Here is a 26,176-nt window from a genome sequence, read left to right on the forward strand (position 1 = left end):
GAGAATTGTGGCCCATTAATTAGTTGGTTTCATATTGCTTGGCAGTTTATCGCAGGTATTGATCAATCAAATCTGTTCGGTAAGCCCCGATTATTATTGTTCCCATAGATGAGCAATGGTCAAGTGTTTTCGACACGATAACGGTTCCTTATTATTGTCTCCAACTCTTCAAACAAGCTGGTGCGCGGCGATGACTTGCGCCAGATGAGGCCGATCTGCCGCATGGGTTGAGGGTCTTCAAACCGCAACAAAGCTACCCGGTCGTCGTTGACTTCGGCCGACACGCAAATTTCCGGCAAAATGGTGACACCATATCCGTTGGCTACCATTTGCATGATGGTTGCCAGACTGGTCGCGCCAAGGCCGTCGCCATACTTCAGCGCATAGTTGCCGCAGTAATCGAGTGTCTGGTCGCGCAAGCAGTGACCTTCTTCCAGCAACAGCATTCGGTTGAAGTCAATGTCATGTGACTGAACACGCTGGCGTTCATCCAGATCCGGCGAGTTCTGGGTGGCCAGAAGAAAACGATCGATGAAGAGTGGACGCTCCTCAAGGTCCGGCTCGTTCAGGGGCAGGGCGGCGATTATGGCGTCCAGATCCGACCGTTTGAGTTCTTCTATGAGTGTGTCCGTCATGGTCTCTCTGAGCCGGACTTGCAGATCGGGCAGTGCGAGTGCGATGTCCGGGAGGATTTGAGGAAGCATGTACGGTGCCAGAGACGGAATGACGCCAAGGCGGATGGAGCCGGATTTGTCGGCGCGGGCGTGCGCTGCATAGGCTTCAAGGTCATTCAATCGCCCCAGAATGTCGTTGGCGCGAGCCAGGACCGCTTCGCCGTGTGCCGTGAGGCGACAGGCTTTCGAGGTTCTTTCCAAAAGAGGCAGCCCCATCGCGTCTTCCAACTCGCGAATCTGCATGGATAGCGCGGGTTGCGAAATGGAGGCCGCCTCTGCGGCCTGTCCAAAGTGAAGGGTTTTCGCGAGGTGCTGGAAATACAGGAGTTGTTTGAATGTAATCATACGATCAGTTTATCTTATCATAGCCTATTTACAATCTGATTAGACCTGATTGATGGGGATGGCTACGTTCCTGCCCGTAGAACGAATTCGGGGTTCGAGCAGTGCCCCAAAACTGCGATTTCGGGTAGGAGAAAAAAAGATGACACAAGACAAGCGGTTGACGACAACGGCGGGCGCTCCGATCAGCGATAACCAAAACGCTCTGAGTGCGGGGCCTCGCGGACCGTTGTTGATGCAGGACTATCAGTTGCTTGAAAAGCTCGCGCACCAGAATCGGGAGCGTATTCCGGAGCGCACAGTTCATGCAAAAGGGTGGGGCGCGTATGGCACCTTCACAGTGACCAATGATATCACTCAGTACTCACGGGCCAAGATATTCGAGGCGGTTGGCAAGACGACTGATCTTGTCGCCAGATTTTCGACAGTGGCCGGCGAACAAGGCGCTGCGGATGCAGAGCGGGACGTTCGCGGCTTTGCTGTCAAGTTTTATACTGAAGAAGGCAATTGGGACATGGTGGGGAACAACACCCCGGTATTCTTCATCCGTGATCCCTACAAATTCCCGGATTTCATTCATACGCAAAAGCGTCATCCGCGAACCAACCTGCGTTCGGCGACTGCCATGTGGGATTTCTGGTCCTTGTCGCCTGAGAGCCTGCATCAGGTCACTATCTTGATGTCTGATCGCGGTTTGCCGACGGACGTTCGGCATATCAACGGATATGGGTCACACACATATTCTTTCATAAATGCGAGAGGCGAACGGTTTTGGGTGAAGTTCCATTTCAAAACCATGCAGGGCCACCGGCACTGGACCAATGAACAGGCGCAGGAGGTTGTGGGTCGCACGCGCGAGAGCACGCAGGAAGATTTGTATTCTGCCATCGACACGGGCAATTTTCCCAAGTGGCGCCTGTGTATTCAGGTGATGCCAGAGTTGGATGCTGAAAAGACGCCCTACAATCCTTTTGATCTGACCAAGGTTTGGCCGCATGCAGACTATCCGCTGATTGAAGTGGGCATCATGGAGCTGAACCGCAATCCGGAGAATTATTTCGCGGAGATCGAACAGGTTGCGTTTTCGCCTTCCAATGTGGTTCCCGGTATCGGTTTCTCACCTGACAAGATGCTTCAGGCTCGGTTGTTTTCCTACGCGGATGCTCATCGGTATCGGTTGGGGACGCACTATGAAGCGCTTCCGGTAAATGCGCCCAAGTGTCCGGTTCATCACTACCACAAGGATGGACCGATGCGGTTCTTTGCCAACAATCCTCAGCCGGACGCCTACTATGAGCCAAATTCCTTTGGGGGACCTAAAGAGGACCCAGAGGTGGCAGAGCCGCCGCTTCGCATTTCAGGCAATGCAGATCGCTTTGACCACCGCGCCGGCAATGACGATTACAAGCAACCTGGCGACCTTTTCCGCCTCATGACTTCAGAACAGCAGGGACGATTGATGGACAATATTGCAGCGGCAATGGAGGGCGTTCCTGTAGATATCATCAAACGGCAGATTGTGCATTTTTATCGTGCAGATGCAGCCTACGGCGAGGGCCTCGCGCACAGGATGGGTGTCGATATGACGGATATCGTGCAGTACTCCAGCGCAGAATAATCGAAAATCTGTTGCTAACCCACGGGCCGCAAAGCGTTATCTTTGCGGCCCGTTACATTTTCGCCTCGACCTTTAATGAGCCTGTTAAGGCAAGGTTAAGCTTAACAGCGAGCTTCCGTTAAAAACCACGTTTTATTCAATTCGTCATAGCTCAAGCTATTTTTTCTTCAGACCCACCTGATACTTTTAGTAAAAATTATCTAGAGATTGGTGCAAAGCAGATGTCCGGTTTGACGCAATCGAACTTGGTAGATTTTGACGCTCTCGCTCTCGAGCAAGATGAGAAGCGTCGCAGCGAGCTGGCCCGCCATGTCGCGATGCTGTTCTCGCGTACATCCGAGCGCTGTACGGATGAGCAGATCGCGATCTATGATGATGTGATGGTGCGCTTGTCTGCCATGATTGAACAGGAGGCGCGCGCCTATCTTGCGCAGAGCCTGTCAACGCTGCGCCGGGCGCCGGAGCGAACCGTGCTCAAATTGGCCAAGGATGATATCCAGGTGGCAGAGCCGCTCCTCAAATCCTCAACTGTTTTGCGTGATCTCGACCTCCAGGATATTGCCAGCAATCAAAGTAACGAGCACCGCCTTGCCATAGCACAGCGCACGATCCTGCCGGAAAGCGTGACAAACGTGTTGGTCGCGGAAGGGGATTTGCCGGTAAAGCGCTCGGTTGCTGCCAATGCAGGTGCGCAGTTAAGCGATGCCAGCGTTGAAAAGCTGATTGAGACCGCTGCAGATGATGAGGTTCTTCAACTGGCGATTGGTGAGCGAGAGGATCTTGTTGAAGGTCAGATCAAGCAACTCATCGAGATAGCCAGTGAAAAGGTCAAGATACACCTTCTTGAAAGCGGTCGTATGGAAGAGGCCGGACGATTGTCGCAGGCAGCTGGTGTGGCGGCAAGCAAGTTGGGTAACGAGTTTTGGCTTGGGCGATACGACTTTGAAACTGCGGAAGGCAAAGTCTATGGCATTGCGCGGGAGGGCCAACTTGGTGAACACCACTTGCGCCAGTTCGCTGAGGAGGACCGTTTTCCGGAAGCCGTTGCTGCTTTTTCCGTTATGGCGCGACTTGGGGCCGAGGAAGCCCGCCACTGGATGGTGCGTGAGGATACAGACCCCTTTATCGTCGCAGCCAAGTCGATTGGCTTGTCATTCATGACCGTAAGAGCTTTGCTCAAGATTGGCCCGTGGCGCTATCGTCTATCGCAGGTGAGACGCGAACATGCCCTCGAGTTGTTCCAGCGGTTGTCTTTGAAGGAAGCAACTCGTTTGTTCAGCATCTGGGAAAAACAACAAGTGAGCTAATAATCGCTTCTTCTGCATCCGACACTAAGTCATAATGAAATATTAGAGTATTCTGTGCTTCAAAACATGAAGCACAGTGCTTGTGCCGGTGTTTCACGTGTGGCTCGGAGTAGAAGTAATGCCTCGGCTTGTTCCCGATAGAGTGCAATTTGATGCCAATTTCCGCGTGAGGCCTCACAGCGGCGGCTGGCAGATCCTGCTCTACGCTTTCGTGATTGTTTGGTGTTTTATCGCCGCTCCGCAAGTGGGCTGGGCCAATCCTGTCCTGTTGGGGCAAGTGGCAACGAGCGAGCAACAATCCGCTACCAAGCCCGAACCAGCCTCGGTGAATACGACTGCAACTTCCTCTTCAACTCCCATGATGGATGTTCAGCATGCCTATCGCTTTGAGGAGAAAGTGCGGGAGATGCTGGCAGAAACGGGGACCACAGCAGATCAAATCCGACAAGCGATGTCGCAGGCGAATCCGGGAGGCGGTGGCGATTGGCTTGCCAATGGGTTGGTGCTGGGATTGGTGGCGATTCTGGTGGGCTATGCCGCCGGTGCGTTGGTCCAGCGTTGGGGGCGGCTGAACTTTCTCAGTTTGTACAGTCAAAGCCCTTCCGTGCGGGCGGAAAAGGTTGGGTTTCTGCTCACCCGTGCCTTGATGATGTTGTTTGGTACGGTGTCGAACGCCATCGTGTCCGGAGTTCTCATTCTGATTTTCGCTCAGGGCCATCCACCAACGCGCATGACCGCGATGGTGATGCTGGGTACCTTTTTGCTATACCGGTTTGTCTCGCTTGTTGCCTACAATGTTCTGGCGCCCCGGTATCCAGACTATCGAATGGTCCCGTTGCCGAATGAGACTGCGCGGGGTTTGTATCGTTCGCTCATGATCGTGTTCGCGGTCGCTGCCACCATGCTGGCCGTGTGCATATGGCTCAACAATCTCAATGTTGCCGAAGAGGCTCACAAGTTGAGCCTTATGCTGACCTCTCTTGTTACAACTGTCCTTTTGAGCGGTGTTGCTATTGTTTATCGTCGACCAATCGGTCTGGCGCTGACAGGGTACCCCGCCAATCCGGAGGAGGTGACCGGGTGGCGCATGGTGGTATTGCGCTATTGGTTCTTGCCGGTGGTGGCGTATTTCGTGTTCGCGTTTGCAGCCACAGTATTTCGCCTTGTTCTGGATTTGCCGTCCGCGATGGGGCTGGTAGCTGCACCCTTGGAGGCCGCGCTTGTTGGTGCCGTATTCTATGCGGTGCTGATCCTGCTCATTGATCGGTTCCTGCTGCCATACGTCAACACTGACAAGGGAGTGGCCAAGATCAAGAAGCAGTTGCTTGAAGCCCACGAAAAATCCGAGAATGCCGCTGAGGAAATTCCCGAGGCAGAGCTGGAGGCTCAGGCGCAAGCGGAAGCAATCGAGCGCGAGCGCAAACGAGAACCTTACCGCCATCTTGTGGACCACGGAGCTCAGATCCTGACGGTGCTGGCCATGTTTGGTTGGTTGCTTGTGGATTGGGGCATCTCTATCAGCCGGGATGAGTCATTCCTCGGCAGCCTTTTCGAGATTTTTCTCGTGTCCTTTCTTGGGTACATGGCTTACAGGGCGGTGCAACTGGCAATTGACCAGAAGATTGAGGAGGAGAGTCCCTCTTCTGAACACGGGGCTGGCGAGTTCGAGGTTGGTGGTACCGGTGAGAGCCGTATTGCAACCTTGCTGCCGATCTTTCGCAACTTTCTTCTGATCACCATCGCGGTGATTTCGTCCATGGTTGTGCTATCGGAACTTGGCGTGAACATCGCGCCGTTGTTTGCGGGCGCCGGTGTGGTCGGCCTCGCAGTCGGATTCGGGGCACAAACCTTGATCCGCGACATCTTTTCCGGTGCGTTTTTCCTTATTGATGATGCGTTTCGCAAAGGCGAGTACATCGATATTGGTGAAGTAAAGGGCATGGTGGAGAAGATATCCATTCGCTCCATGCAGTTGCGTCACCACAACGGGCCATTGAACACGGTGCCGTTTGGAGAGATCCAGTTTGTAAAGAACTTCTCCCGCGATTGGGCAATGATGAAGCTGGCCTTCCGGGTCACTTACGACACGGACGTGGAGAAGGTACGCAAACTCATCAAGAAGTTTGGTCAGGAATTGTTGGAACATCCGGACTATGGGCCAAAGTTTTTGCAGCCGGTCAAATCCCAAGGCGTAATCTCCTTCGAGGACTCGGCCATGATTGTGCGCGTCAAGTTCATGACCCGACCCGGTGATCAGTTCGAGCTGCGCAAGGTCGTTTATGCGGGGATTCGCGATATCTTTGAGCGCGAAGGCATTCATTTCGCCCATCGGGAGGTCAAGGTGCGCTTGTCCGACGAAGATGCTCCGCGCAAGCTGACGGACGACGAGAAGCGGGCTGTCGCTGGGGCTGTTTTGCCCGCCATTGAAGACCAAGAAGCGGAAGATCAAGCCGCGGCAGCAGCAGGATCCCGCTGAATTCGACGCTTGTATAATCTCTTTCTTGTGTCATCCATCTCCTGCTTTATCCGTGTGGCCGCGTGTGTGTTCGAGCGGGCAAGGGGTATATTATTTTACCTGACTGATCCATTGCGATGCACTTTTCTCTTGAACGTATAAAGATATCTTTATATCAATCTCTCTGTTGATTTCAGAGATCGGGTGCGTCGTGATAGACAGCGTCATAAATACACAGAATGAAAAAGCCGGCGTTGATGATCTGGTCGCTTGCCTGCGAGCGACCGGCGAAAGTACGCGTGTTCGTTTGCTGGCTCTTCTTAAAGAAGGAGAGCTGACGGTCAAGGACTTGACCAGTATTCTGGGCCAAAGCCAGCCGCGTATTTCCCGCCATCTCAAGCTTCTGACAGAGGCAGGTATTATCCAGCGCTACCCGGAGGGCGCCTGGGCCTACTACCGGCTTGGCGATACGGGCAGCGCAGCGGTTGCGCGCACGATCCTGCAGCACGCCGACAGTACAGACCCCACACTGGCGGCTGATCGCGAGAGACTGGATTCTCTTCGGCGATCAAAGGCAGAAGAAGCTGCGGCCTATTTTGCATCGCGTGCAGAGTTCTGGGATCAGGAGCGTACCTTGCATGTACCGGAAGCCGCCGTCGAGGCGGCTATGCGCCAGGCACTGGGGTCGCAACCCTTTGACAGTTTTCTGGACTTGGGTACCGGCACCGGACGGCTGTTGGAGTTGTTTCAAGACCAATATCGACGCGGCATTGGCATCGACACCAGCCAGAGCATGCTTTCCGTTGCCCGAGCCAACCTTGCGAAAGTCGGCGTTTCTCATGCTCAGGTTCGGCAGGGAGACATTTATGCGCTGCCCATTCCGCCAAAATCGACTGATGTCGCAGTAATTCATCAAGTTCTCCACTATCTGGAGGAGCCCGCTCGTGCTCTGCGCGAAGCGGCGCGCACTCTACGACCCGGCGGGCGTTTGCTTGTCGTTGATTTCGCCCCTCACGACCTTGAATTCTTACGCGAAAAACATGCTCACCGGCGCCTTGGTTTTTCTCATGACCAAGTGGCGCGCTGGTTGGCCGACGCCAACCTTGATCTCGTCACTCAGCAAGACTTGTGTCCTGAGGCGCACGCGGACGAGCAACTGACTGTAACCTTATGGCTGGCACGGGACCGACGGATTGTTACGGACCTGCCCATAGCCGATACAACCCAGGAGTTTGCATAGATATGGCATATATTGATCCAGGCCGCCGGTTCCGGCTGACCGGACATTCAGATATCGCCGTTTCCTTCGAGTTTTTCCCGCCAAAAACGGAAAAAATGGAGCAGACCCTATGGAACTCCATCGAGCGGCTGGCCCCTCTGGAACCCAATTTCGTATCGGTTACCTATGGCGCAGGTGGGTCGACGCGTGAACGGACCCACGCCACCGTCTCGCGAATTGTCAAGGAAACCAATCTGAAACCGGCAGCTCATCTGACCTGTGTGGATGCCACTTGCGCCGAGGTTGATGAAGTGGTGCAGGGGTATTGGGATGCCGGCGTTCGCCACATCGTTGCGTTGCGTGGTGATCCCGCAGCTGGTGTGGGCGAGAAGTACATTCCTCATCCGGGGGGATATCAGAGCACTGCGGATCTGATCGCGAGCATCAAGCGCATCGGTGACTTCGAGGTATCTGTCTCTGCTTATCCTGAAAAGCATCCGGAAAGCCCGAGTTGGGATGTCGAGATGGACGTTCTGAAGGCCAAGGTGGATGCCGGAGCCACTCGTGCCATAACCCAGTTCTTCTTCCGCAACGAAGACTACCTGCGGTATGTGGAACGTGTACGCGCGGCCGGGATTGAAATTCCTATCGTGCCGGGTATCGTGCCGGTGACGAGTTTTAAGGGCATTTCAAGTTTTGCGGCCAAGACGGGCGCCAGTGTGCCGGACTGGCTGGCGCGTCGCTTTGAGGGGCTTGATGACGATCCGAAGATGCGCGAGCTCGTGGCCGCTGCCGTCGCGGCGGAGCAGGTGATGGACCTTGTCGACCACGGCGTTAGCGATTTCCATTTCTACACGATGAACAAGGCGGATCTGGTTTACGCCATTTGCCATATGCTTGGGCTGCGCGAAAGTGAAGCTGCGCCGGAGCCGGTCGCTACCGCCTGAATTCTTACCAGTTTAGATAGAAAAGTTTTGTAATGAGCATTACCCCCAGCCTGAAGAAAGCAACAGCGTTCGATCAGCTGACAGCTGCCGCCAAAGACCGGATTCTTGTGCTTGATGGTGCCATGGGTACCATGATCCAGGCATTGAAGCTGGATGAAGACGGCTATCGGAGTGAGCGTTTCAAGGATTGGCATATGCCGGTCCAAGGCAACAACGACCTTTTGATCCTGACCCAACCTGATGCAATCCGGGATATTCATTTCCAGTATCTGGAAGCGGGTGCAGATATTGTCGAGACCAACACCTTCTCGTCCACCAGCATTGCGCAGGCCGATTATGGCATGGAGGAACTGGTTTACGAGCTGAACAAGGAAGGGGCCCGTCTCGCGAAGGAAGCCTGCGAAAAGATGATGGCTCAGGATCCAAGCCGGCCGCGATTTGTTGCCGGTGGATTGGGACCAACAAACCGGACCGCGTCTATCTCGCCGGACGTCAACAACCCGGGCTTTCGCGCGGTTTCTTTCGATCAACTGAAAGAAGCCTATGCTGAGGCGGTTCGTGGCCTTATGGAAGGTGGCGTTGATCTGATCCTTGTAGAGACGATCTTCGACACATTGAATGCAAAGGCCGCGCTTTTCGCTATTGACGAGGTATTCGTTGAACGAGGCGTCAAGCTGCCTGTCATGGTGTCCGGAACGATTACGGATTTGTCAGGACGCACACTCTCCGGTCAGACGCCGGAAGCGTTCTGGAATTCCGTGCGCCATGCCAATCCCTTCACCATTGGTTTGAACTGTGCTCTCGGCGCCAAGGAAATGCGCGCCCATATCAGCGAGTTGTCGCGCGTGGCGGACACGTTGGTGTGCGCGTATCCGAATGCAGGCCTGCCGAACGAATTTGGCGAGTATGACGAGAGTCCGGAATACATGGCCAGCCTGATACAGGAGTTCGCCGAATCCGGACTGGTGAATTTGGTAGGTGGGTGCTGTGGCTCTACACCGGAACATATTCGCGCGATTGCGAACGCTGTAGAAGGTGTCAAACCACGTGAGGTGCCGGAAGTCGAGCGCTTGATGCGCCTTTCCGGTCTTGAGCCTTTCACGCTGACGAAAGAAGTTAATTTCGTCAATGTAGGCGAGCGGACCAACGTGACCGGGTCTGCGCGCTTCCGCAAGCTCATCAAGAACGGCGATTATGCCACCGCGTTGGATGTTGCTCGTGATCAGGTTGAGAACGGTGCTCAGGTCATCGACATCAACATGGATGAAGGCCTTCTCGACAGTGAGGAGGCGATGGTGACATTCCTGAACCTTCTGGCAGCCGAGCCGGACATTTCTCGTGTGCCCATCATGGTAGACAGCTCGAAATGGTCCGTTATCGAGGCGGGGTTGAAGTGTGTTCAGGGCAAGGCGATTGTGAACTCAATCTCTCTCAAGGAGGGTGAGGAAGCATTCCTTGAACAGGCCCGTCTGGTTCGTCGGTATGGGGCTGCTGTCGTGATCATGGCCTTTGATGAAAACGGCCAGGCGGACACCTTTGAACGCAAGATCGAGATCTGTAAGCGCAGTTACGATCTGTTGCTCAAGGAACTGGATTTCCCGCCTGAAGATATCATTTTTGACCCGAACATCTTTGCTGTGGCGACCGGGATTGAGGAACACGACAACTACGGTGTGGACTTCATCAACGCGACACGGTGGATCTCCGAAAATCTGCCTCATGCGCACATTTCGGGCGGGGTGTCCAACCTGTCGTTCTCGTTCCGAGGGAATGAGCCTGTTCGTGAGGCCATGCACTCGGTGTTTCTGTATCATACCATTCAGGTCGGTATGGATATGGGGATCGTTAACGCTGGGCAGCTTGCAGTTTATGACAACTTGCCGGAAGAGCTGCGCGAGCTTTGCGAAGATGTCGTTCTCAACCGACGTTCTGATTCAACGGACCGGTTGCTGGAGGCCGCGGAAACGTACCGTGGGGCCGGTGGCAAAAAGCGGGAAGTTGATCTGACATGGCGCGAGCAGCCTGTCGAGAAACGTCTGGAGCATTCTCTTGTTCACGGCATTACCGATTACATTGTAGAGGATACGGAAGAGGCCCGGCTGAAGGCAGAGCGTCCGTTGCACGTTATCGAAGGGCCGTTGATGGACGGCATGAACGTGGTCGGCGATCTGTTCGGCGCTGGTAAAATGTTCCTGCCTCAGGTGGTGAAGTCCGCCCGCGTCATGAAGGCGGCTGTTGGCTATCTGATGCCGTATCTTGAGGCTGAAAAGCGTGAGCGCGGCGTCGACGAGAACTCATCCAACGGCAAGATCTTGATGGCAACTGTGAAAGGCGATGTGCACGATATCGGCAAGAACATCGTTGGCGTTGTGCTTCAGTGTAACAACTTCGAGGTGATCGATCTTGGCGTTATGGTGCCAACCAGTGAGATCATCGACAAGGCCAAGGAACACAAGGTGGATATCGTCGGCCTGTCTGGTCTGATTACACCATCTCTCGATGAGATGTGCCATGTGGCCAGTGAAATGGAACGCGAAGGCTTGGATATCCCGCTGCTGATTGGCGGCGCTACAACCTCGCGCGTGCATACGGCGGTGAAAATTCACCCAAATTACGCCCGTGGTCAGGCCATTTACGTAACCGATGCGGGCCGTGCGGTTGGCGTTGCGTCCCGATTGATGTCCGAAGGCCAGCGGACGCCGTATTACGAGGAAATCCGCGGCGAGTATGAAAAGATCGCTGAAGGGCACCTTCGCTCCAGAAACCAGAAGGCGCGAACATCACTGGCAGATGCACGGGCGAATGGGTATGTCCCTAGCTTTGAGAACCACAGGCCAGTCAAGCCGTCGTTCTTGGGGACTAAAACCATCACTGATTTCCCATTGGAAGAGCTGGTGCCGTACATCGATTGGACACCCTTCTTCGCAACTTGGGAAATCAAGGGGAGTTACCCCGCCGTCCTGACGGATGATCGCTATGGTCCGGCTGCTCAGGCCCTGTTCAAGGACGCCCAGGAAATGCTGGAGGAGATCGTCGAGAAGAAGCTGTTGTCCGCTTGCGGAGTGATCGGCTTTTGGCCATGTGGGCGAGATGGGGATGACCTCATTATATATGCCAATGAAGAGCGTAGCCGCGAACTGACCCGTTTCTACACCATTCGCCAGCAGATGGGCCGCAAGGACTCCACTCGCAAAAACCTGGCACTGGCGGATTTTATAGCGCCGCGTGACAGTGGCATTGCTGACTACATTGGTGGTTTTGCGGTGACTGCGGGCATAGGGGAAGAAAAGCTGGCTGCCCACTACGCTCAGCAAGGGGATGATTACAACAAGATCCTGAGTCAGGCATTGGCCGATCGGTTGGCAGAGGCTTTCGCTGAGAAGTTGCATCAACTGGTTCGGCAAGAGTACTGGGGGTATGCGCCGGATGAGGCGTTGTCCAATCAGGAGTTGATTGCCGAGAAATACGATGGCATTCGCCCTGCGCCTGGTTATCCGGCACAGCCGGATCATACGGAAAAGCAGACACTGTTTGACCTTCTGGATGCGACCAACGCGACCGGGATTGAACTGACCGAAAGCTTTGCCATGTGGCCCGGTTCCGCTGTATCCGGCTTGTATTTCAGCCATCCTGAGAGTCACTACTTCGGTGTTGGTAAGATCGAAGAGGATCAGGTGGTCGACTACGCAAAACGCAAGGGGTGGGATCTTGAGACAGCTGAACGCTGGCTCGCACCGATCCTGAACTACATTCCCGGGCGCCGCGAGGCGGCTGAGTAAGGACGACAGAACGAGAGACTCTCGGCATTCAAACAGCCTTGGGGCAAAAAGGGCGCGGCTGCGCCCTTTTTTGTTGGCTCCGTCATTGCGGGCCCACGGGTGAAACCGGCGTGGGTGTTATATGATGTTGAATGCACTGTTCATGATTATTGCTCTAATCAAATGCGTTTAGACGAGTATGTTTACGGCACAAACTAAGCAACGCCTGCGGGCCGGAGAAAAACATGTCTGATACGTTGAACATCCTTTCCGTTGTCTCTTCTGCCAACACAGAGAGCTCCGTAACCAGAAAACTGTCTCAAAAGCTCATCGACACGCTGACTACCAAAAATGGCGGGGCCAGCGTTGTGGTTCGCGATCTCAACAACGCTATTGAATTCATTGACGAAAGCTGGGTTGGGGCCAACTACACCGCGCCGGAACAGCGCAGTGAGGCGCAAAAGGCACGGCTGGCTCTTTCCGATGAGTTGGTGGCCGAGTTGCAAGCAGCAGATGTGATCGTGATTGGTGCGCCGATCTACAACTTCTCTGTACCGGCCACGTTGAAGGCCTGGATCGATCTTGTCGCTCGCGCGGGAGTTACCTTCCGCTACACAGAGAATGGCCCTGAGGGGCTTTTGAAGGGCAAGAAGGCCTACGTGGTGCTGACGTCCGGTGGTGTGCCGCTTGGTTCCGCAGTGGATTACAACAGCCCGTATCTGAAACAGTTTCTGGCCTTTGTCGGCATTACGGATGTGGAATTCATTGCTGCCGACGGGCTGATGACCAAAGGCGAAGAAGCTGTTGCGGCTGCAGAACAAGCGATTGAAGCGGTTGCCTGATTTTCTTGCTTGGGGATTGATCGAAAACAAAAAAGGCGGCTCCCGTAGGGCCGCCTTTTTTGATGGTCAGTGACCGCGCTCCGCAGAGCTTCGGGTATAGCAAACGGGCTGAACCCGATCACACAATTCCAAGTACAATTGCTCCAAGGAAGATAAAGGTGAGAGAGATAGCAGCGATATTGATGCTCTGTGTTACGCTCACGATAGTGCCTCCCATCGGCTTTGGTTTGTCCGTGAACTGTATGTGACATGATCCCCAGCGCAAAGCAAAAATATTGCTTTTGGGAGGCTGTTTTCAAAATTTATGTCGTTTTATTGCAGCCAGACGCTTGGTCAACAGAGCGTCCCCCTCAATGTTTGAGACGGATTCTGAGCTATTTTTCAATCCGTTAAATAGTCTGACGGTGCTCATGGGGATGGGGTATGAACTACGTATGCGGCGGGCTGTCGCAGTTTCGCAAAATGGGAAGCTGCCCCCAACTTTTTGCATAGCAAATTTTAGGGTCTGGCCAGAATCGAGGGGGTTGGGACACGAAAAAGGATCCGCAGTGGGGGCTACGGATCCTTCGTTCAGGACACTTGAACCAGCTTACTGGCAGAAACGGGTCGCACCGGAATAGGCCGTGTAGGTGCCTGTAGAGGGGTTGAAGCTCCGGTACTTGCCCGCGCAGTAGGCATACCATTCCGATGTCCACGGCTGTGGCCGATACGTATGTACCGGAGGCCGATAGCTTGGCTGTGGCGGATGGTAAGCCGGTGGTGGGGCCACGTAGCTTGGTTTTGCAGCACCGGCAATGAGGGCACCGGCAGCAAGACCCAGAACGCCGATGGCCACGGCTTCGCCGCCACTGATGCCCTTCTTCTTGTAGTGGTGATGATGGTGAACGTGCTTGCGCCCATGACGCCGATGTTTGCGGTGACCGCCGCCCCGCACCTGGATGATTTCTTCCTGATGCGTGGTTTTGTATATGGTGCGCTGGTATTGACCCGCCTGTGCATTGGCAAAGGTTGGGATCATCAAGCTGCCGGCCAGGGCGATGGACAGGATGCGACCTGAAATTCTCATGGGGCTCTCCGTTCAAACCGAACTCGTTTCTGTTGAGAGCCAATTAATCAAAATGCCGCTTAACCCTCCCTGAGGGGGCCGTTCATTTTCCATTCATGTTTTACTGAAGAAGATAAATCACGTTATGTCAATGAGTTGTTGAGATGTAGTCCAAACAAAAATTGCTAAAGGCAACCAGAATCACAGAGATGTCCTTGCTGTTTTATATATGAATATAGTATTCAAGTTTATCTGTAGTGCGTAGGGAAACGAGGCGTTGATGGCGAAAAGGAATGAGGTCATCCGCGAAACGGATGATGAAGCCCGGCGGTTGGCGCAAACGCTGGTGCGCACTGCCCGGTTTGGCGCGCTTGCCTTGTTGGACAAGGCCTCTGGAGCGCCGGGGATAAGCCGCGTTGGCGTTTGCGCAGATGTGAGCGGTGCGCCCTACATCCTGACCTCCACCTTGTCTGCTCACACGCAGAACCTTGTTGCCAATCCAAAGGGCGCGCTGCTCCTTGGAGAACCGGGAAAAGGTGACCCTTTGGCTCATCCGCGGATCAGCGTTACGGGGCAGTTTGAAGAGGTGGAGAAGGGGACCCGTCTTCATGCTTTGCTGCGGGCGCGGTATCTGCTGCGCCATCCCAAGGCGGCGCTGTATGTGGACTTCGCTGATTTTGCGTTCTTTTGCATGAAAGTCGAAGATTCTGCGCTCAATGGCGGGTTTGGCAAAGCGTACCAACTCACTGCGCAGGATCTTTTGGAAGAGCCGTCGCGAGCGCAGGGATTTGCCACCCAAGAAGCACTGGCGGTGGCGCACATAAACGACGCCTACTCGAATGTGGTATCGCTTTGTGCAATGCAGTTGTGCGGCTTGCCCGAGGGTGCGTGGCGGCTGATTGGAGTTGATCCCGCCGGCATGGATCTGGCCCTGGGCGACAAGATCGCGCGTTATTGGTTTGATGAAAAAATCTCAGCTAACGAAATACAGACCACGCTTACTGATCTGGTTCGCAGAGCGCGCAGCGAGGTCTGAGGCCATCGGCTAACCCGGTGCCGGGAAATAGATGGGGGCGTCCTCCGGCTGCCATGGTTTCCACTTCGTGCCGAATACGACGGAAAACTCTGGCGACGAGATGCGATCTTCCAGCCACTGTTGCACGCGCTTGGGGGCAGAGATGGTGAACCGCTCCTTGTCAGCGTTGCAGAACTGGCGCACGAACGGAAACATAGCTTGATCTGCCAGCGCCGGCCGGTTGCCAAACAGATAGGGCCTCGCTTCCAGTCGTTGCTCAAGCTTGCCCAGCTCCTGAATGGCAGCGGCATAATGAGTGTCCGGATCTGCCCCTTCGTAGCGGGTTGCATATTTGTAGCGGTCGAGGTGGTGCTTGAACGGGCCGTCCATCTCTGCAATCAGGGCCAGCATTTCGTCCAGTGCTCCTTCCTCTGGTGTCAACCAGCCCTGCGGGTCGTTGCGGCGCAGCGCCCACAGCATGATGTCGAGGCTTTCCTCGATCACCGTGCCGTCCGCCAGTTGCATGACGGGTACAGTTCCTTTTGGTGATATCTCCAGCATGTGGGCCGGCTTGTCGCGCAACACGATCTCCCTCAACCGGCAGGTAGTCTGGCTGGCGACAAGTGCCAAACGGGCGCGCATGGCGTAGGGGCAGCGGCGGAAAGAATAAAGCAGGGGCTCATTAGGCATTGTGTGCATCATACGTGCGGCTTGAGTTACGCCGCCTTTTCAGGTTGTGTTGCTTCCTGCCTGTCATAAGTACGTAATTCCCCCTCTGCGTTCAAGAAGGCCTCGACATGGGGCTGAAGGCTTGGGGATTGTTCGTCCACGCCGATCTCTTTCATTAGCTGTGCCATGGGCACAAACTTGCGCGCCTTTCGGTCATAAAGCCCCACGCGTACCAGAGCGGTGGCCGCCAGAATGCCCTTCTTTGGACCTTTGCGAAAGCGGAACCGCTGCTCGATCACGCTGGTTTCCTCATTCCAGTACACGATACGGCTTTCCAGCGTGAACGGTTCGAACAGCCGGATTTCCTTGCGAAAGCGGATGTTGGCGCCGGAAACCACCGGCATCCATTTGTGGCGAACAACGGCGCGCCACAGGCCCGTACGCGCCATGATATCAAGGCGGCCCAGATCCATGAAAGTGAGATACTGGCCGTTGTTCAAGTGCACGTTACTGTCAATATCCGTCAGATGAACCCGGTAGTTGATAACAGACAGGTCGGTGCCAGACTTGAGTTTGTCTCGAAATGGCGTGAGCAACAAAAAGAGGATGAGGCGAAACCAGAGGCGCATGGAGGTCCCTTGTCTTTCAATGGTCTGGGCGAACGGAAGGCTCGTTGTGCCATGGGGCGCTGGGGTACTACAAGCGGCCACTTGGTCGGAGTTTGTCATGACCTTGCGGCAGGAGTTTTCTTGTCAACGGCGTCAGCGCACCGTGAGGGGGGGGGCTGGTTGACGAATGCGGCAGGGACGTGCTCCCATGATGCTGGCGAACTTGGAGAAACTATGCCTCAGGATCAGGTGGACATACGGCAAGCGCGATTGAGCGACATGGAAGCGATTGCGCAAGTCCATATGCAGAGCTGGGGGGAAACGTATAGGGGCCTTATTCCAGAATCTGTTCTTGCGACGCGATCTGTCGCGAAATCTCGAGCCATATGGCATGAGATTCTCTCGGTTGCAGCCCCGGAAAGGGAAACTGATGTGTTTGTCGCTTGCGTTCCCAAGGGAGTTGTCGGGTTTGTCTGCGTAGGCCCTCAGCGTGAGTGCACACACGCAGCGCAGCGCAGGGATTTGGCGGAGAGATCAGCGCGTTGTACCTTCTTCAGGAGGTTCACGGACAGGGGCTGGGCGCAGCTTTGTTTCGCAAGGCTTTGTGCCATCTTCAACACTTGGGTCACTCGGCCTTCAGTTTATGGGTGTTGGAGGGAAATGTGAGCGCGCTAAAGTTTTATGAGCGGTTTGGTGGAGAACCTTTTGACCGGGAGTGCAAAGTCCGCAGCGGTGGCAAACTGGTGGAAGTTGCGATCGGTTGGCGGAATATCCCGGCGGCGCTGCCTTCGTAATAGTCCCAGAAACGTGATTTTGATGAGGGGATGCATTGAAACCCCATAAAGGCTTCCCCATGTTCGCTGCGGTCTTAACATCAAGCGCAAGGTGCGCTTTTAAAAAGTCTTCGCAAAATGGTTATTCTTCAACTGGTCGGGGGGCTGGTGCTGCTGCTTGTGGGCGGTGAAGCACTGGTGCGCGGCAGTGTGGCTGTGGCCACCCGCCTTGGCGTTTCAAAACTCTTCATTGGCCTGACGCTTGTGGGCTTTGGCACCTCCATGCCGGAACTGGTCGCCAGCCTTCAGGGCGCGTTTGCCGGCTACCCCGGTGTTGCTGTTGGCAACATCGTGGGCAGCAACATCACCAATGTGCTGCTTATTTTGGGTACGTCTGCGCTCATCATGCCCATTGTGGTCAACCGCGAAGCGTTCCGCCGCGACGGGGCTGTTCTGGCTTTTGCCAGTCTTGTCTTGCTGGCTGTTGTGTTGAGTGGCGCCTTGTCTCGGTTGGCAGGTTTGGTTCTTGTTGGCCTGTTGCTGGCCTATACGGTCTGCAGTTTCTGGGTGGAGCGGCGGGCGAAAACAGCCGCCAGCGCGGTGCATGAAGCTGAGGCGGACGAGCTGTCCGAGCCGCAGCTTTCTGTTGGCTGGGGCGTGGTTCTTTTCTTTGTTGGCGTAGGCGGCATTGTCTTTGGGGCGGATATGCTGGTCTCCTCCAGTGTGGATGTGGCAAAGCGCATTGGTGTTTCGGATGCGGTGATCGGCCTGACGTTGGTCGCCATTGGCACCTCCTTGCCGGAACTGGTGACATCGATTGTTGCGGCTGTGCGCGGGCACGGCGATGTGGCCTTTGGCAACGTGATTGGCAGCAACATTTTCAATATCTTCGGCATTGGCGGGGTTACGGCTCTGGTTGTTCCAATTCCTGTGCCCGCAGAGATTGCCGGGCTTGATATTTGGGTGATGGTGGGCGCCGTTGGGCTCATGGCGGTGGCCTGCATAACCGGGTGGCGGGTGAGTCGCCGGGAAGGCCTGTTCTTCCTTGCCTGTTACGGGGGCTACTTGGCGCTGCAATTGACGCCGGGCCTGCGTGCGGCTTTGGGCCTCGCCTGATGGTGTAGGGGGGCGGGCCGGAGGGTCATGATTGGAGTATGCCTCCGCTCTCGTCTGCCACACCCACGGAGGTCATCCCGCACTTGATGCGGGATCCAGATGGGGTTCGTTTGGTCGCTAAGGTTGAAGGTTACGTGCTCGCGATTGCTCGCGCATTTTGTGCTGGATCCCGGATCTGCGTTTCGCTGTTCGCTCAACTTGTCCGGGATGACGGCGGAGGGGAGGTGGGGCTGGTGAGCCTTGCCGGGATTTCTAGGCGGCTCGTGGGCCTTTCTGGGCTTCTATGGCGGTGAGTGATCTTGGCGCATCGAGGTCAGAGAGGCAGAGTCCATTGTCAGTATCGTTTGCGACTGGCGCGTCATGAGGCCGCTTTGCCCGCCACACCCACGGAGGTCATCCCGCACTTGATGCGGGATCCAGATGGGGTTCGTTTGGTCGCTAAGGTTGAAGGTTACGTGCTCGCAATTGCTCGCGCTTGTTGCGCTGGATCCCGGATCTGCGTTTCGCTGTTCGCTCTCCTTGTCCGGGATGACGGTGGAGGGGAGGTGGGGCCGGTGTGTCTCACTTGGTTGATTGGTGGCTATTGAGCCTTACTGGGCTCTCATGGCGGCTCGTGGGCCTTATTGGGTATTCTTGGAGGCTGGTGCTGCCAGAGTGCGTCGAGGTCAGAGAGGCAGAGGCCATTGTCAGTGTCGTTTGCGACTGGTGCCTCATGAGACCACTTTCGTCTGCCACCCTCACGGAGGTCATCCCGCACTTGATGCGGGATCCAGACGGGCAGTTCGTTCGGTCGCAAGGGATAAGGGTTCTGTGCTCGCAATTGCTCGCGCTTTTCACGCTGGATCCCGGATCTGCGTTTCGCTGTGCGCTCCCCTTGTCCGGGATGACGGTGAAGGGGAGGTGGGGCTGTGGTGTGTCTCACTTGGTTGATTGGTGGCTCTTCAGCCTTACTGGGCTCTCATGGCGGCTTGTGGGCCTCACTGGGTATTCTTGGAGGCTGGTGCTGCCAGAGCACCTTGAGTTCAAAGAGACAGAGTCCATTGTCAGTATCGTTTGCGACTGGCGCGTCATGAGGCCGCTTTGCCCGCCACACCCACGGAGGTCATCCCGCACTTGATGCGGGATCCAGATGGGCAGTTCGTTCGGTCGCTAGTGTTGAAGGTTACGTGCTCGCGATTGCTCGCGCTTTTTTGTGCTGGATCCCGGATCTTCGTTTCGCTGTTCGCTCAACTTGTCCGGGATGACGGTAGAGGGGAGGGGAATGCCCGGAGTGGTTCCGGGCATTCATGACCTGTCGAGCCGATGGTTGCTAGGCCTTGCCCCAGCCGCCGCTGGTTGGGGTGATGACGGTGACGGCTTCGCCTGCTTCCAGAACTGTTTGGTCACAGCCCTTCAGCGTTTCGACGGTGCCGTTCAGGCGGCGGACTTGTGTGCAGCCAACCTGACCATTCTCGCCGCCTTCCATGCCTTTCGGCTCGATCGTGCGGTGCGAGGAGAGGATGGCGCAGTCCATCTTTTCCAGGAAGCGGATGGTGCGTTTGGTGCCATCGCCTGCATGCCACTTGCCCCTGCCGCCGGACCCTTTGCGGATGTGGAAGTCTTCCAGCAGCACCGGATAGCGGAACTCCAGAACTTCCGGGTCCGTCAGGCGGGAGTTGGTCATGTGGACATGAACACCATCCGTACCGTTGAAGCCGGGACCTGCCGGGGAGCCTGAACACAGGGTCTCATAATACTGATAGGTCTCGTTGCCGAAGGTTAGGTTGTTCATGGAGCCTTGGGAGTTGGCCATGGCGCCAAGAGCGGCAAACAGCGCGTTGGTTACGTGCTGGGAGGTCTCCACGTTGCCTGCGACAACGGCGGCGGGATAAACCGGCCGCAGCATGCAGTCTTCCGGCAGGATGATGTTGATGGGGCGCAGGCACCCTGCGTTCATGGGGATGTGACCTTCCACCATGACGCGGAAACAATAAAGCACGGCAGCGCGGGTTACCGGTTCGGGCGCGTTGAAGTTGTTCTCCTTCATGGCGCTGGTGCCGGTAAAGTCGACGGTGGCTTCACGCTTTTCCTTGTCGACGGTGATCTTGACCTTGATGACTGCGCCCTGATCGGTCGGATACTCATAGGCGCTGTCTGACAGGGCCTCGATGACGCGGCGCACGCTTTCTTCGGCGTTGTCCTGAACGTGGCCCATATATGCCTGAACGGTTTCAAGACCGAAGTGGGTGGTCATCTTGCGCAGCTCTTGAACGCCCTTCTCGTTGGCGGCGATCTGTGCCTTCAGGTCCGCCACGTTCTGGTGCACGTTGCGCACCGGATACGGGTGTTCGGTCAAGAGCTTAACGAGCGCGTCTTCCTGGAACGTGCCTTGATCGACCAGCTTGAAGTTGTCGATGAGGACACCTTCTTCATCCACCTTGGTGGCAAGCGGGGTCATGGAGCCGGGGGCCGAGCCGCCCACATCAGCATGGTGACCACGGGAGGCGGCCCAGAACAGAATCTCCTGGCCCTTCTCATCAAAGACCGGGGAGACCACGGTGATGTCCGGCAAGTGGGTGCCGCCATTATAGGGCGCGTTGAGGGCGAACACGTCGCCCGGTTTGATCTTGCCCTTGTTTAGCTTGATGACCGTTTCCACAGAGCGGTCCATGGAACCAAGGTGTACGGGCATGTGCGGGGCGTTGGCCACAAGCGCGCCGTTTTGGTCGAAGACAGCGCAGGAGAAATCCAGCCGCTCCTTGATGTTGACGGAGTAAGCGGTGTTTTGCAGGGTCACGCCCATCTGCTCGGCGATGGACATGAAGAGGTTGTTGAACACCTCCAGCATGACCGGATCGGCGGTGGTGCCGATGGCTTCCGCCTGGCGCAGTGGGACAACGCGGGTGAGGATGATGTGATCCTTGGCGTTGATGGCAGCTTGCCAGCCCGGCTCCACCACCACAGTGGCGTGGGGTTCCATGATCAGCGCCGGTCCGGAAATGGTCATGCCGGGAAGGAGAGCGTCGCGTTTGTAAACATTGGCCGCCTGCCAATCGCCATCGGAGAAGAAGCGGGTTGCCTCTGAAGGTTCGGGAGAGTTGGAGGCAAGGGTGAGGTCCGGTTCGGTGAGGCCCGCGCCGCCGCCGACGGCCTCCACTTCCAGTGCCTCAACGACGATGCCCTTGTTCTCATAGGCAAAGCCGAACTGCTTTTTGTGCGCTTCGGTGAATTCGGCAATCATGCCATCGCGGTCGCCATCAAGCATGGCAACGGGCAAGGGGGTGTCGGTGCCATCGTAGCGCAGGTGGACACGTGGCAGCAGGGTGATTGCATCGGGTGCAACGCCTTGCCCTTCCACCTCGGCGCGCGCGTCTGCGGCAAGGTCGTCTTTGAGCGCGGTGAGAGCGGCAAGCTGGTCGGTTTCAAGGGGTTTGACGACAGCCTTCTGACGGGTGGCGCGAATGTCGGCAAGGCCCATGCCGTAAGCGGACAGAATGCCGGAAAGGGGGTGAACGATCACCGTCTTCATGCCAAGGCTGTCGGCGACCAGACAGGCGGCCTGACCGCCCGCGCCCCCAAAGCATGTGAGGGCGTAATCGGTGACGTCATGACCGCGTTGAACCGATATTTTCTTGATGGCATTGGCCATGTTCTCGACGGCGATTTTGAGGAAGCCTTCCGCCACCTGTTCGGCTGAAAGGCCATTGTCGATCTCCTCGGCAAGGGCAGCAAAGGCGGCGCGAACCGCGTCTTCATCCAGCGCTTCATCCTGATTGGGGCCGAAGATCTTCGGGAAATAGGAGGCCTTGAGCTTGCCGGTCATGACGTTGGCGTCGGTGACAGTCAGCGGGCCGCCGCGTCGGTAGCACTTGGGACCGGGGTTGGCACCAGCCGAATCCGGGCCGACCTGAAAGCGTCCATCCTTGTAGTGAAGGATGGAACCGCCGCCTGCGGCCACCGTGTGGATCATCATCATGGGCGCGCGCATGCGCACCCCGGCCACTTCGGTTTCAAAGGCGCGTTCATATTCGCCGTCAAAGTGGGAAACGTCAGTGGAGGTGCCGCCCATGTCAAAGCCGATGACCTTTTCAAAGCCCGCCATCCGGGAAGTTTCCACCGCGCCTACAACACCGCCGGCCGGGCCGGAGAGAATGGCGTCCTTGCCCTGAAACAAGGAAGCGTCGGTGAGGCCGCCGGAGGACTGCATGAACATGAGGCGGCAGTCTGTGTTTTGGATGTCCAACTCGCCTGCGACCTGCTCCACATAGCGGCGGAGAATTGGCGAGAGATAAGCGTCCACAACGGTGGTGTCGCCGCGGCCCACCAGCTTCATCAGTGGGGAGACTTCGTGCGAAACGGAGATTTGCGGGAAGCCGACCTTCCTGGCTACTTTGGCCAGTTGTTTTTCATGCTCCGGATAAGCATAGGCGTGCATGAGCACAATGGCGATGGAACGGATGCCGTCGTCGAACGCGGCGCGCAGGTCTTTTTCGACCGCGGCAAGGTCTGGCGCAACTTCAACGGTGCCATCGGCGCGCACGCGCTCTGTTGCCTCGATTACCTGATCGTAGAGGAGTTCCGGCTTGATGATTTCCTTGGCGAAAATGTCCGGGCGGGCCTGATAGCCGATTTCCAGCGCATCGCGGAAGCCTTTGGTTATGAGCAGCAGCGTGCGGTCGCCTTTGCGCTCAAGCAGCGCGTTGGTGGCAACTGTGGTGCCCATTTTCACGGTCGCAATGTTTTGTGAAGGAATGCGCTCGTTCTTGCCGATGCCCATGAGGTCGCGAATGCCCTGAATGGCGGCGTCCTTGTAGGCCTCCGGATTTTCGGAGAGGACCTTGTGGGCCTCAATGCTGCCCTCCGGTGTGCGGGCCACGATATCTGTAAAGGTGCCACCTCGGTCGATCCAGAAATCCCATTTCCCCGCTGTCATCACTTATCCCCTCGGTGGTGTGTTACGTATGTTTGATTAGGTGGCAATATCGAAAATTTGTCGATAAATTGTCAATGAAAAAGTGCAGTAGTGGCGAGCCGAAAGCGGCTTCCAGATCTATATATTGTTTCAATCCGGCACAGACTATCATAGATTTATAACAGGATCCGTTGGGTCGTTAGTGCATAAGAAGGGCAGGAAAGGGGCGTTCGTTGACACAGACAGCACCTAAAAACAGAAAGAAAACGAGTAGGCGCACGGCTGGTGTGGGCCCTGTTGTGTCGGCAGCGCATTTGGCAGCTGGTGAGATGCCTGCTCTTTCCGAAATGGAATTTGCCGTAACCATGATGGTGAATGCTTATCAGCGCTGGATGGTGCGGTGCATGGCAGCCGCCGGGGTTGAGGGATTGTCTTCGTTGGAGGTCCAGTTGTTGCACAGCGTCAATCATCGCTCGCGTGCAAAGACCATGGCCGACCTTTGTTTGGTATTGAACATCGAGGATACGCACACGGTTTCTTACGCGCTCAAGAAACTAGAGAAGGCGGGGCTGATTGAAACAGGCAGACGGGGCAAGGAAAAGACAGCCCGCATCACCCAGACAGGTGAAGAAATGTGTCTGCAATACAGAGAGCTTCGCGAAGCTTTGCTGGTGAAGCCGATGAAGGAGTTGGGGCTGGACGAAGCGGAGTTGTCGCGACTGGCGGCAACGTTGCGGTCGGTTTCAGGCTATTATGATCAAGGAGCGCGAGCGGCCACTGCGATGTAGGTTGGATGCTCAACTGGTGACGCGTTCCGACCGGTCCTCTGCGGGCTTTTCAGGTCGGTTTTGTAGGCAGTCAACGCCCTCAAACGGATGCCGCGGATCGACGACACGAGGGCGGCCGAACAAAAAGCCCTGGACCAGATCACAGCCTGCTGCCCGTAGTATTTGGCGTTGGCTTTCGTTCTCCACGCCCTCTGCGGTAATAAGCACATCCAGCGAACGCCCCAGCCCGATAATGGAGGCGACAATGGCATCTGTGTGCGCATCCGTGCCCAAATTTCGGATGAAAGTCCGGTCAATCTTGATCTTGTCAAATGGGAACTTGGAGAGATAGCTCAAACTGGAGTAGCCGGTGCCAAAATCGTCCATGGCCACCGACACGCCCATCTGCCGGATTCGGGTCAAGGAACTGACCACGCTTTGAGTGTTCTTGATCAAGAGGTTTTCGGTGATTTCGATTTCCAGTCTGTCGGGTGACAACTGAGCCGCACGCAGGGCACTGTCGATTTTCTGTTCGATCTCGCCCGTCTTGAACTGGGAGGGAGAGAAGTTGACGGCAACCTTCAGGGTTGGATCTGCCCAACTGGCCGCGTCTGCACAGGCCTTGCGCAGGACGTACTCGCCCAATTGCTCGATGAGGCCTGTGTCTTCTGCCAAGGGAATGAAAACATCCGGCGAGATCCAGCCGCGGTCTGGATGGTTCCAGCGCAGCAGTGCCTCAAACCCCTTCAATTTCTTGTCGGAAAGGCTGACCTGTGCCTGATACTGGACCGAGAAACCATCTTCTTTCAACGCTTTGCGCATCTCTGCCTCAAGGATTTTGCGGCGCTGAAGGTCTTCATCCATGCTGGGTTCATACCATGTGAAGCCAGACCGACCTGTCGTCTTGGTGCGATAAAGGGCCATGTCGGCACAATGCAGCAAACGGGACGTGCGCCACGCGGCATCGGTTGCTTTGGCGATGCCAAGCGAGAGGGAGATATCGAGGTTTTTGCCTTCGATATGGCAAGGCGGCTTGATTGCAGACATGAGGCGTTCGACCAGAAGGGTCACCTCATGATCCGACGTCACGTCCTCCACCATTACGGCAAACTCGTCTCCGGACAGGCGGGCGACAAGATGCGTATCAAATACAAGCCGCAGCCTATCGGCGATAACCTGCAGGAACACATCTCCCGCAGCATGTCCGTGGGTATCATTGATTTCCTTGAACTTGTCCACGTCCACCGCAATGACGTAAATGTCCGCCGCTGTAATGCTTGCCTTGCGCAGTGTGTTGGTGAGTTGTTCATGGAACAGGGCGCGGTTTGGCAAGTGTGTCAGCGGGTCGTTGTGGGCCAAAAACCGAATGGTCTTTGTTGTTTGCCATCGTTCCTTGAGATTGCGCCAGAGCAATGCGGCGACGGATGCCCCCGCGATCAAGACGACCAGAAACCCGCCCGCAGTTGCAACAGCAACGGCGTTGAGCACGGTTTGCCGGGTCACCTTTGGTTCGGCCGAGAGGATGAAGGTGTATAAAACCTCACCGTCAATCTTGTGGGGAACAATAGCCGTGAAGTCCGGCGTTCCCCAACCAAAATAGCTGAACTGGCTGGCAAACGTGATCTCTCCGGTTTGAACCGAACGGTTCCAGGTATCGGGGTGGGTATTTTGTTGCAGCAACTGTTCTGCTTGATATTTGGGCATCTCTTCAGGGAATACGGAGAGAATGCGTCCGTGTTTATCGACGCAAATCAGCCAGTTGACGGGGAAGCGGTTGGCCAGATCGTCAGCTATCATTGAGGCTGCATTTGCATCTATCAACTGCGCGTTTTCGTGCAAACGCTCTGGCCAGGGAATGGTTTGATCCTTCGTTCCGCGCAAGCCAAGGGGCGTCTCGGGTTGTGAGTGCAGGCCCTTGCGCTGAGTTCGAGTGACCAACTGGTGCTGTATGGTCAGCTCGCGAGTCAGTCGGTCAGCGTTCTGCTGAGCTTCTGCGCGAAAGGTGATATAGAGTACGGATCTGTTAACTATAAAAAAAGCCAGAGCGAGCAGGAGGAAGCCGGCGAGGATGCACAGTGAGTATCTTAATCTTTTGAACTTTGTTGATGCCTCCAACATCGGCTCCTCAAC

Annotated in this window: 17 protein-coding genes; 11 read left to right on the forward strand and 6 right to left on the reverse strand. The window is 55.9% G+C overall.

Annotated features, from left to right (window positions below):
- Positions 1–119: 119 nt before the first annotated feature.
- Positions 120–1,019 (reverse strand): hydrogen peroxide-inducible genes activator, encoded by a 900-nt coding sequence (locus G512_RS0100965; RefSeq protein ID WP_028480075.1) that lies wholly within the window; start codon positions 1,017–1,019, stop codon positions 120–122.
- A 139-nt stretch (positions 1,020–1,158) separates the two neighbouring features.
- Between G512_RS0100965 and G512_RS0100970 the strand changes: the two genes are divergently transcribed.
- The 7 genes from G512_RS0100970 (at position 1,159) to G512_RS0101000 (ending at position 13,162) form a co-directional block, all read left to right on the forward strand.
- Positions 1,159–2,634, forward strand: coding sequence for a catalase (locus G512_RS0100970; protein ID WP_028480076.1), 1,476 nt, complete (start codon positions 1,159–1,161; stop codon positions 2,632–2,634).
- 221 nt (positions 2,635–2,855) lie between these two features.
- Positions 2,856–3,941, forward strand: a complete 1,086-nt coding sequence (locus G512_RS0100975; protein WP_028480077.1) for a DUF2336 domain-containing protein — start codon at positions 2,856–2,858, stop codon at positions 3,939–3,941.
- 118 nt (positions 3,942–4,059) lie between these two features.
- Positions 4,060–6,417 (forward strand): mechanosensitive ion channel family protein, encoded by a 2,358-nt coding sequence (locus G512_RS19595; RefSeq protein ID WP_051268702.1) that lies wholly within the window; start codon positions 4,060–4,062, stop codon positions 6,415–6,417.
- Positions 6,418–6,610: 193 nt separating this feature from the next.
- Positions 6,611–7,636 (forward strand): ArsR/SmtB family transcription factor, encoded by a 1,026-nt coding sequence (locus G512_RS0100985; RefSeq protein ID WP_228130463.1) that lies wholly within the window; start codon positions 6,611–6,613, stop codon positions 7,634–7,636.
- Positions 7,637–7,638: 2 nt separating this feature from the next.
- Entirely contained in the window at positions 7,639–8,562 is a 924-nt protein-coding gene (gene metF / locus G512_RS0100990; RefSeq protein ID WP_051268704.1) for a methylenetetrahydrofolate reductase [NAD(P)H], read from the forward strand.
- Between the two features lie 32 nt (positions 8,563–8,594).
- A complete protein-coding gene (gene metH, locus G512_RS0100995; protein ID WP_036487941.1) occupies positions 8,595–12,341 on the forward strand; it encodes a methionine synthase in 3,747 nt (1,248 codons plus the stop codon).
- A gap of 224 nt (positions 12,342–12,565) precedes the next feature.
- Complete coding sequence (locus G512_RS0101000) at positions 12,566–13,162, forward strand: FMN-dependent NADH-azoreductase (RefSeq protein WP_028480081.1); 597 nt, start codon at positions 12,566–12,568, stop codon at positions 13,160–13,162.
- Between the two features lie 589 nt (positions 13,163–13,751).
- On the opposite strand, the gene G512_RS0101005 is transcribed toward G512_RS0101000, so the two are convergent.
- Complete coding sequence (locus G512_RS0101005; protein WP_028480082.1) at positions 13,752–14,228, reverse strand: BA14K family protein; 477 nt, start codon at positions 14,226–14,228, stop codon at positions 13,752–13,754.
- A 259-nt stretch (positions 14,229–14,487) separates the two neighbouring features.
- Between G512_RS0101005 and G512_RS0101010 the strand changes: the two genes are divergently transcribed.
- Entirely contained in the window at positions 14,488–15,243 is a 756-nt protein-coding gene (locus G512_RS0101010) for a HugZ family pyridoxamine 5'-phosphate oxidase (protein WP_028480083.1), read from the forward strand.
- A 9-nt stretch (positions 15,244–15,252) separates the two neighbouring features.
- Here the strand turns inward: G512_RS0101010 and G512_RS0101015 are convergent, their stop codons facing one another.
- The gene (locus tag G512_RS0101015) at positions 15,253–15,912 is read right to left on the reverse strand and encodes a glutathione S-transferase (RefSeq protein WP_036488175.1); all 660 of its coding nucleotides are present in this window, start codon (positions 15,910–15,912) and stop codon (positions 15,253–15,255) included.
- A 26-nt stretch (positions 15,913–15,938) separates the two neighbouring features.
- Positions 15,939–16,520 carry a thioesterase family protein gene (locus tag G512_RS0101020; RefSeq protein ID WP_028480085.1) on the reverse strand — a complete coding sequence of 194 codons (582 nt, stop codon included), beginning with the start codon at positions 16,518–16,520 and terminating at the stop codon, positions 15,939–15,941.
- 473 nt (positions 16,521–16,993) lie between these two features.
- Between G512_RS0101020 and G512_RS0101025 the strand changes: the two genes are divergently transcribed.
- Positions 16,994–17,293 (forward strand): GNAT family N-acetyltransferase, encoded by a 300-nt coding sequence (locus tag G512_RS0101025; RefSeq protein WP_028480086.1) that lies wholly within the window; start codon positions 16,994–16,996, stop codon positions 17,291–17,293.
- A 117-nt stretch (positions 17,294–17,410) separates the two neighbouring features.
- Positions 17,411–18,388, forward strand: coding sequence for a calcium/sodium antiporter (locus G512_RS0101030; protein WP_028480087.1), 978 nt, complete (start codon positions 17,411–17,413; stop codon positions 18,386–18,388).
- Between the two features lie 1,309 nt (positions 18,389–19,697).
- Here the strand turns inward: G512_RS0101030 and G512_RS0101035 are convergent.
- On the reverse strand, positions 19,698–23,300 hold the full coding sequence (locus G512_RS0101035) for a hydantoinase B/oxoprolinase family protein (protein ID WP_028480088.1): 3,603 nt from the start codon (positions 23,298–23,300) through the stop codon (positions 19,698–19,700).
- A gap of 308 nt (positions 23,301–23,608) precedes the next feature.
- Here G512_RS0101035 and G512_RS0101040 point away from each other — a divergent pair, with 308 nt between their 5' ends.
- Positions 23,609–24,067, forward strand: coding sequence for a winged helix DNA-binding protein (locus G512_RS0101040; RefSeq protein ID WP_028480089.1), 459 nt, complete (start codon positions 23,609–23,611; stop codon positions 24,065–24,067).
- A 9-nt stretch (positions 24,068–24,076) separates the two neighbouring features.
- Here the strand turns inward: G512_RS0101040 and G512_RS19600 are convergent, their stop codons facing one another.
- Positions 24,077–26,164, reverse strand: a complete 2,088-nt coding sequence (locus G512_RS19600) for a putative bifunctional diguanylate cyclase/phosphodiesterase (RefSeq protein ID WP_051268708.1) — start codon at positions 26,162–26,164, stop codon at positions 24,077–24,079.
- Positions 26,165–26,176 lie beyond the last annotated feature (12 nt).

The organism is Pseudovibrio exalbescens DSM 16456 (genome assembly GCF_000422785.1).
Taxonomy (GTDB): Bacteria; Pseudomonadota; Alphaproteobacteria; order Rhizobiales; family Stappiaceae; genus Pseudovibrio; species Pseudovibrio exalbescens.

What these genes read in the sequence shown, in the direction of transcription:
- G512_RS0101015 (WP_036488175.1), bottom strand. Translation starts at nt 15,912, where the DNA reads ATGCCTAATGAGCCCCTGCTTTATTCTTTCCGCCGCTGCCCCTACGCC.
- G512_RS0101040 (WP_028480089.1), top strand. Translation starts at nt 23,609, where the DNA reads ATGCCTGCTCTTTCCGAAATGGAATTTGCCGTAACCATGATGGTGAAT.
- G512_RS0101000 (WP_028480081.1), top strand. Translation starts at nt 12,566, where the DNA reads ATGTCTGATACGTTGAACATCCTTTCCGTTGTCTCTTCTGCCAACACA.
- G512_RS0100975 (WP_028480077.1), top strand. Translation starts at nt 2,856, where the DNA reads ATGTCCGGTTTGACGCAATCGAACTTGGTAGATTTTGACGCTCTCGCT.
- G512_RS0100970 (WP_028480076.1), top strand. Translation starts at nt 1,159, where the DNA reads ATGACACAAGACAAGCGGTTGACGACAACGGCGGGCGCTCCGATCAGC.
- G512_RS0100965 (WP_028480075.1), bottom strand. Translation starts at nt 1,019, where the DNA reads ATGATTACATTCAAACAACTCCTGTATTTCCAGCACCTCGCGAAAACC.
- G512_RS19595 (WP_051268702.1), top strand. Translation starts at nt 4,060, where the DNA reads ATGCCTCGGCTTGTTCCCGATAGAGTGCAATTTGATGCCAATTTCCGC.
- metH (WP_036487941.1), top strand. Translation starts at nt 8,595, where the DNA reads ATGAGCATTACCCCCAGCCTGAAGAAAGCAACAGCGTTCGATCAGCTG.
- G512_RS0101020 (WP_028480085.1), bottom strand. Translation starts at nt 16,520, where the DNA reads ATGCGCCTCTGGTTTCGCCTCATCCTCTTTTTGTTGCTCACGCCATTT.
- G512_RS0101005 (WP_028480082.1), bottom strand. Translation starts at nt 14,228, where the DNA reads ATGAGAATTTCAGGTCGCATCCTGTCCATCGCCCTGGCCGGCAGCTTG.
- G512_RS0101035 (WP_028480088.1), bottom strand. Translation starts at nt 23,300, where the DNA reads ATGACAGCGGGGAAATGGGATTTCTGGATCGACCGAGGTGGCACCTTT.
- G512_RS0101030 (WP_028480087.1), top strand. Translation starts at nt 17,411, where the DNA reads ATGGTTATTCTTCAACTGGTCGGGGGGCTGGTGCTGCTGCTTGTGGGC.
- metF (WP_051268704.1), top strand. Translation starts at nt 7,639, where the DNA reads ATGGCATATATTGATCCAGGCCGCCGGTTCCGGCTGACCGGACATTCA.
- G512_RS19600 (WP_051268708.1), bottom strand. Translation starts at nt 26,164, where the DNA reads ATGTTGGAGGCATCAACAAAGTTCAAAAGATTAAGATACTCACTGTGC.
- G512_RS0101010 (WP_028480083.1), top strand. Translation starts at nt 14,488, where the DNA reads ATGGCGAAAAGGAATGAGGTCATCCGCGAAACGGATGATGAAGCCCGG.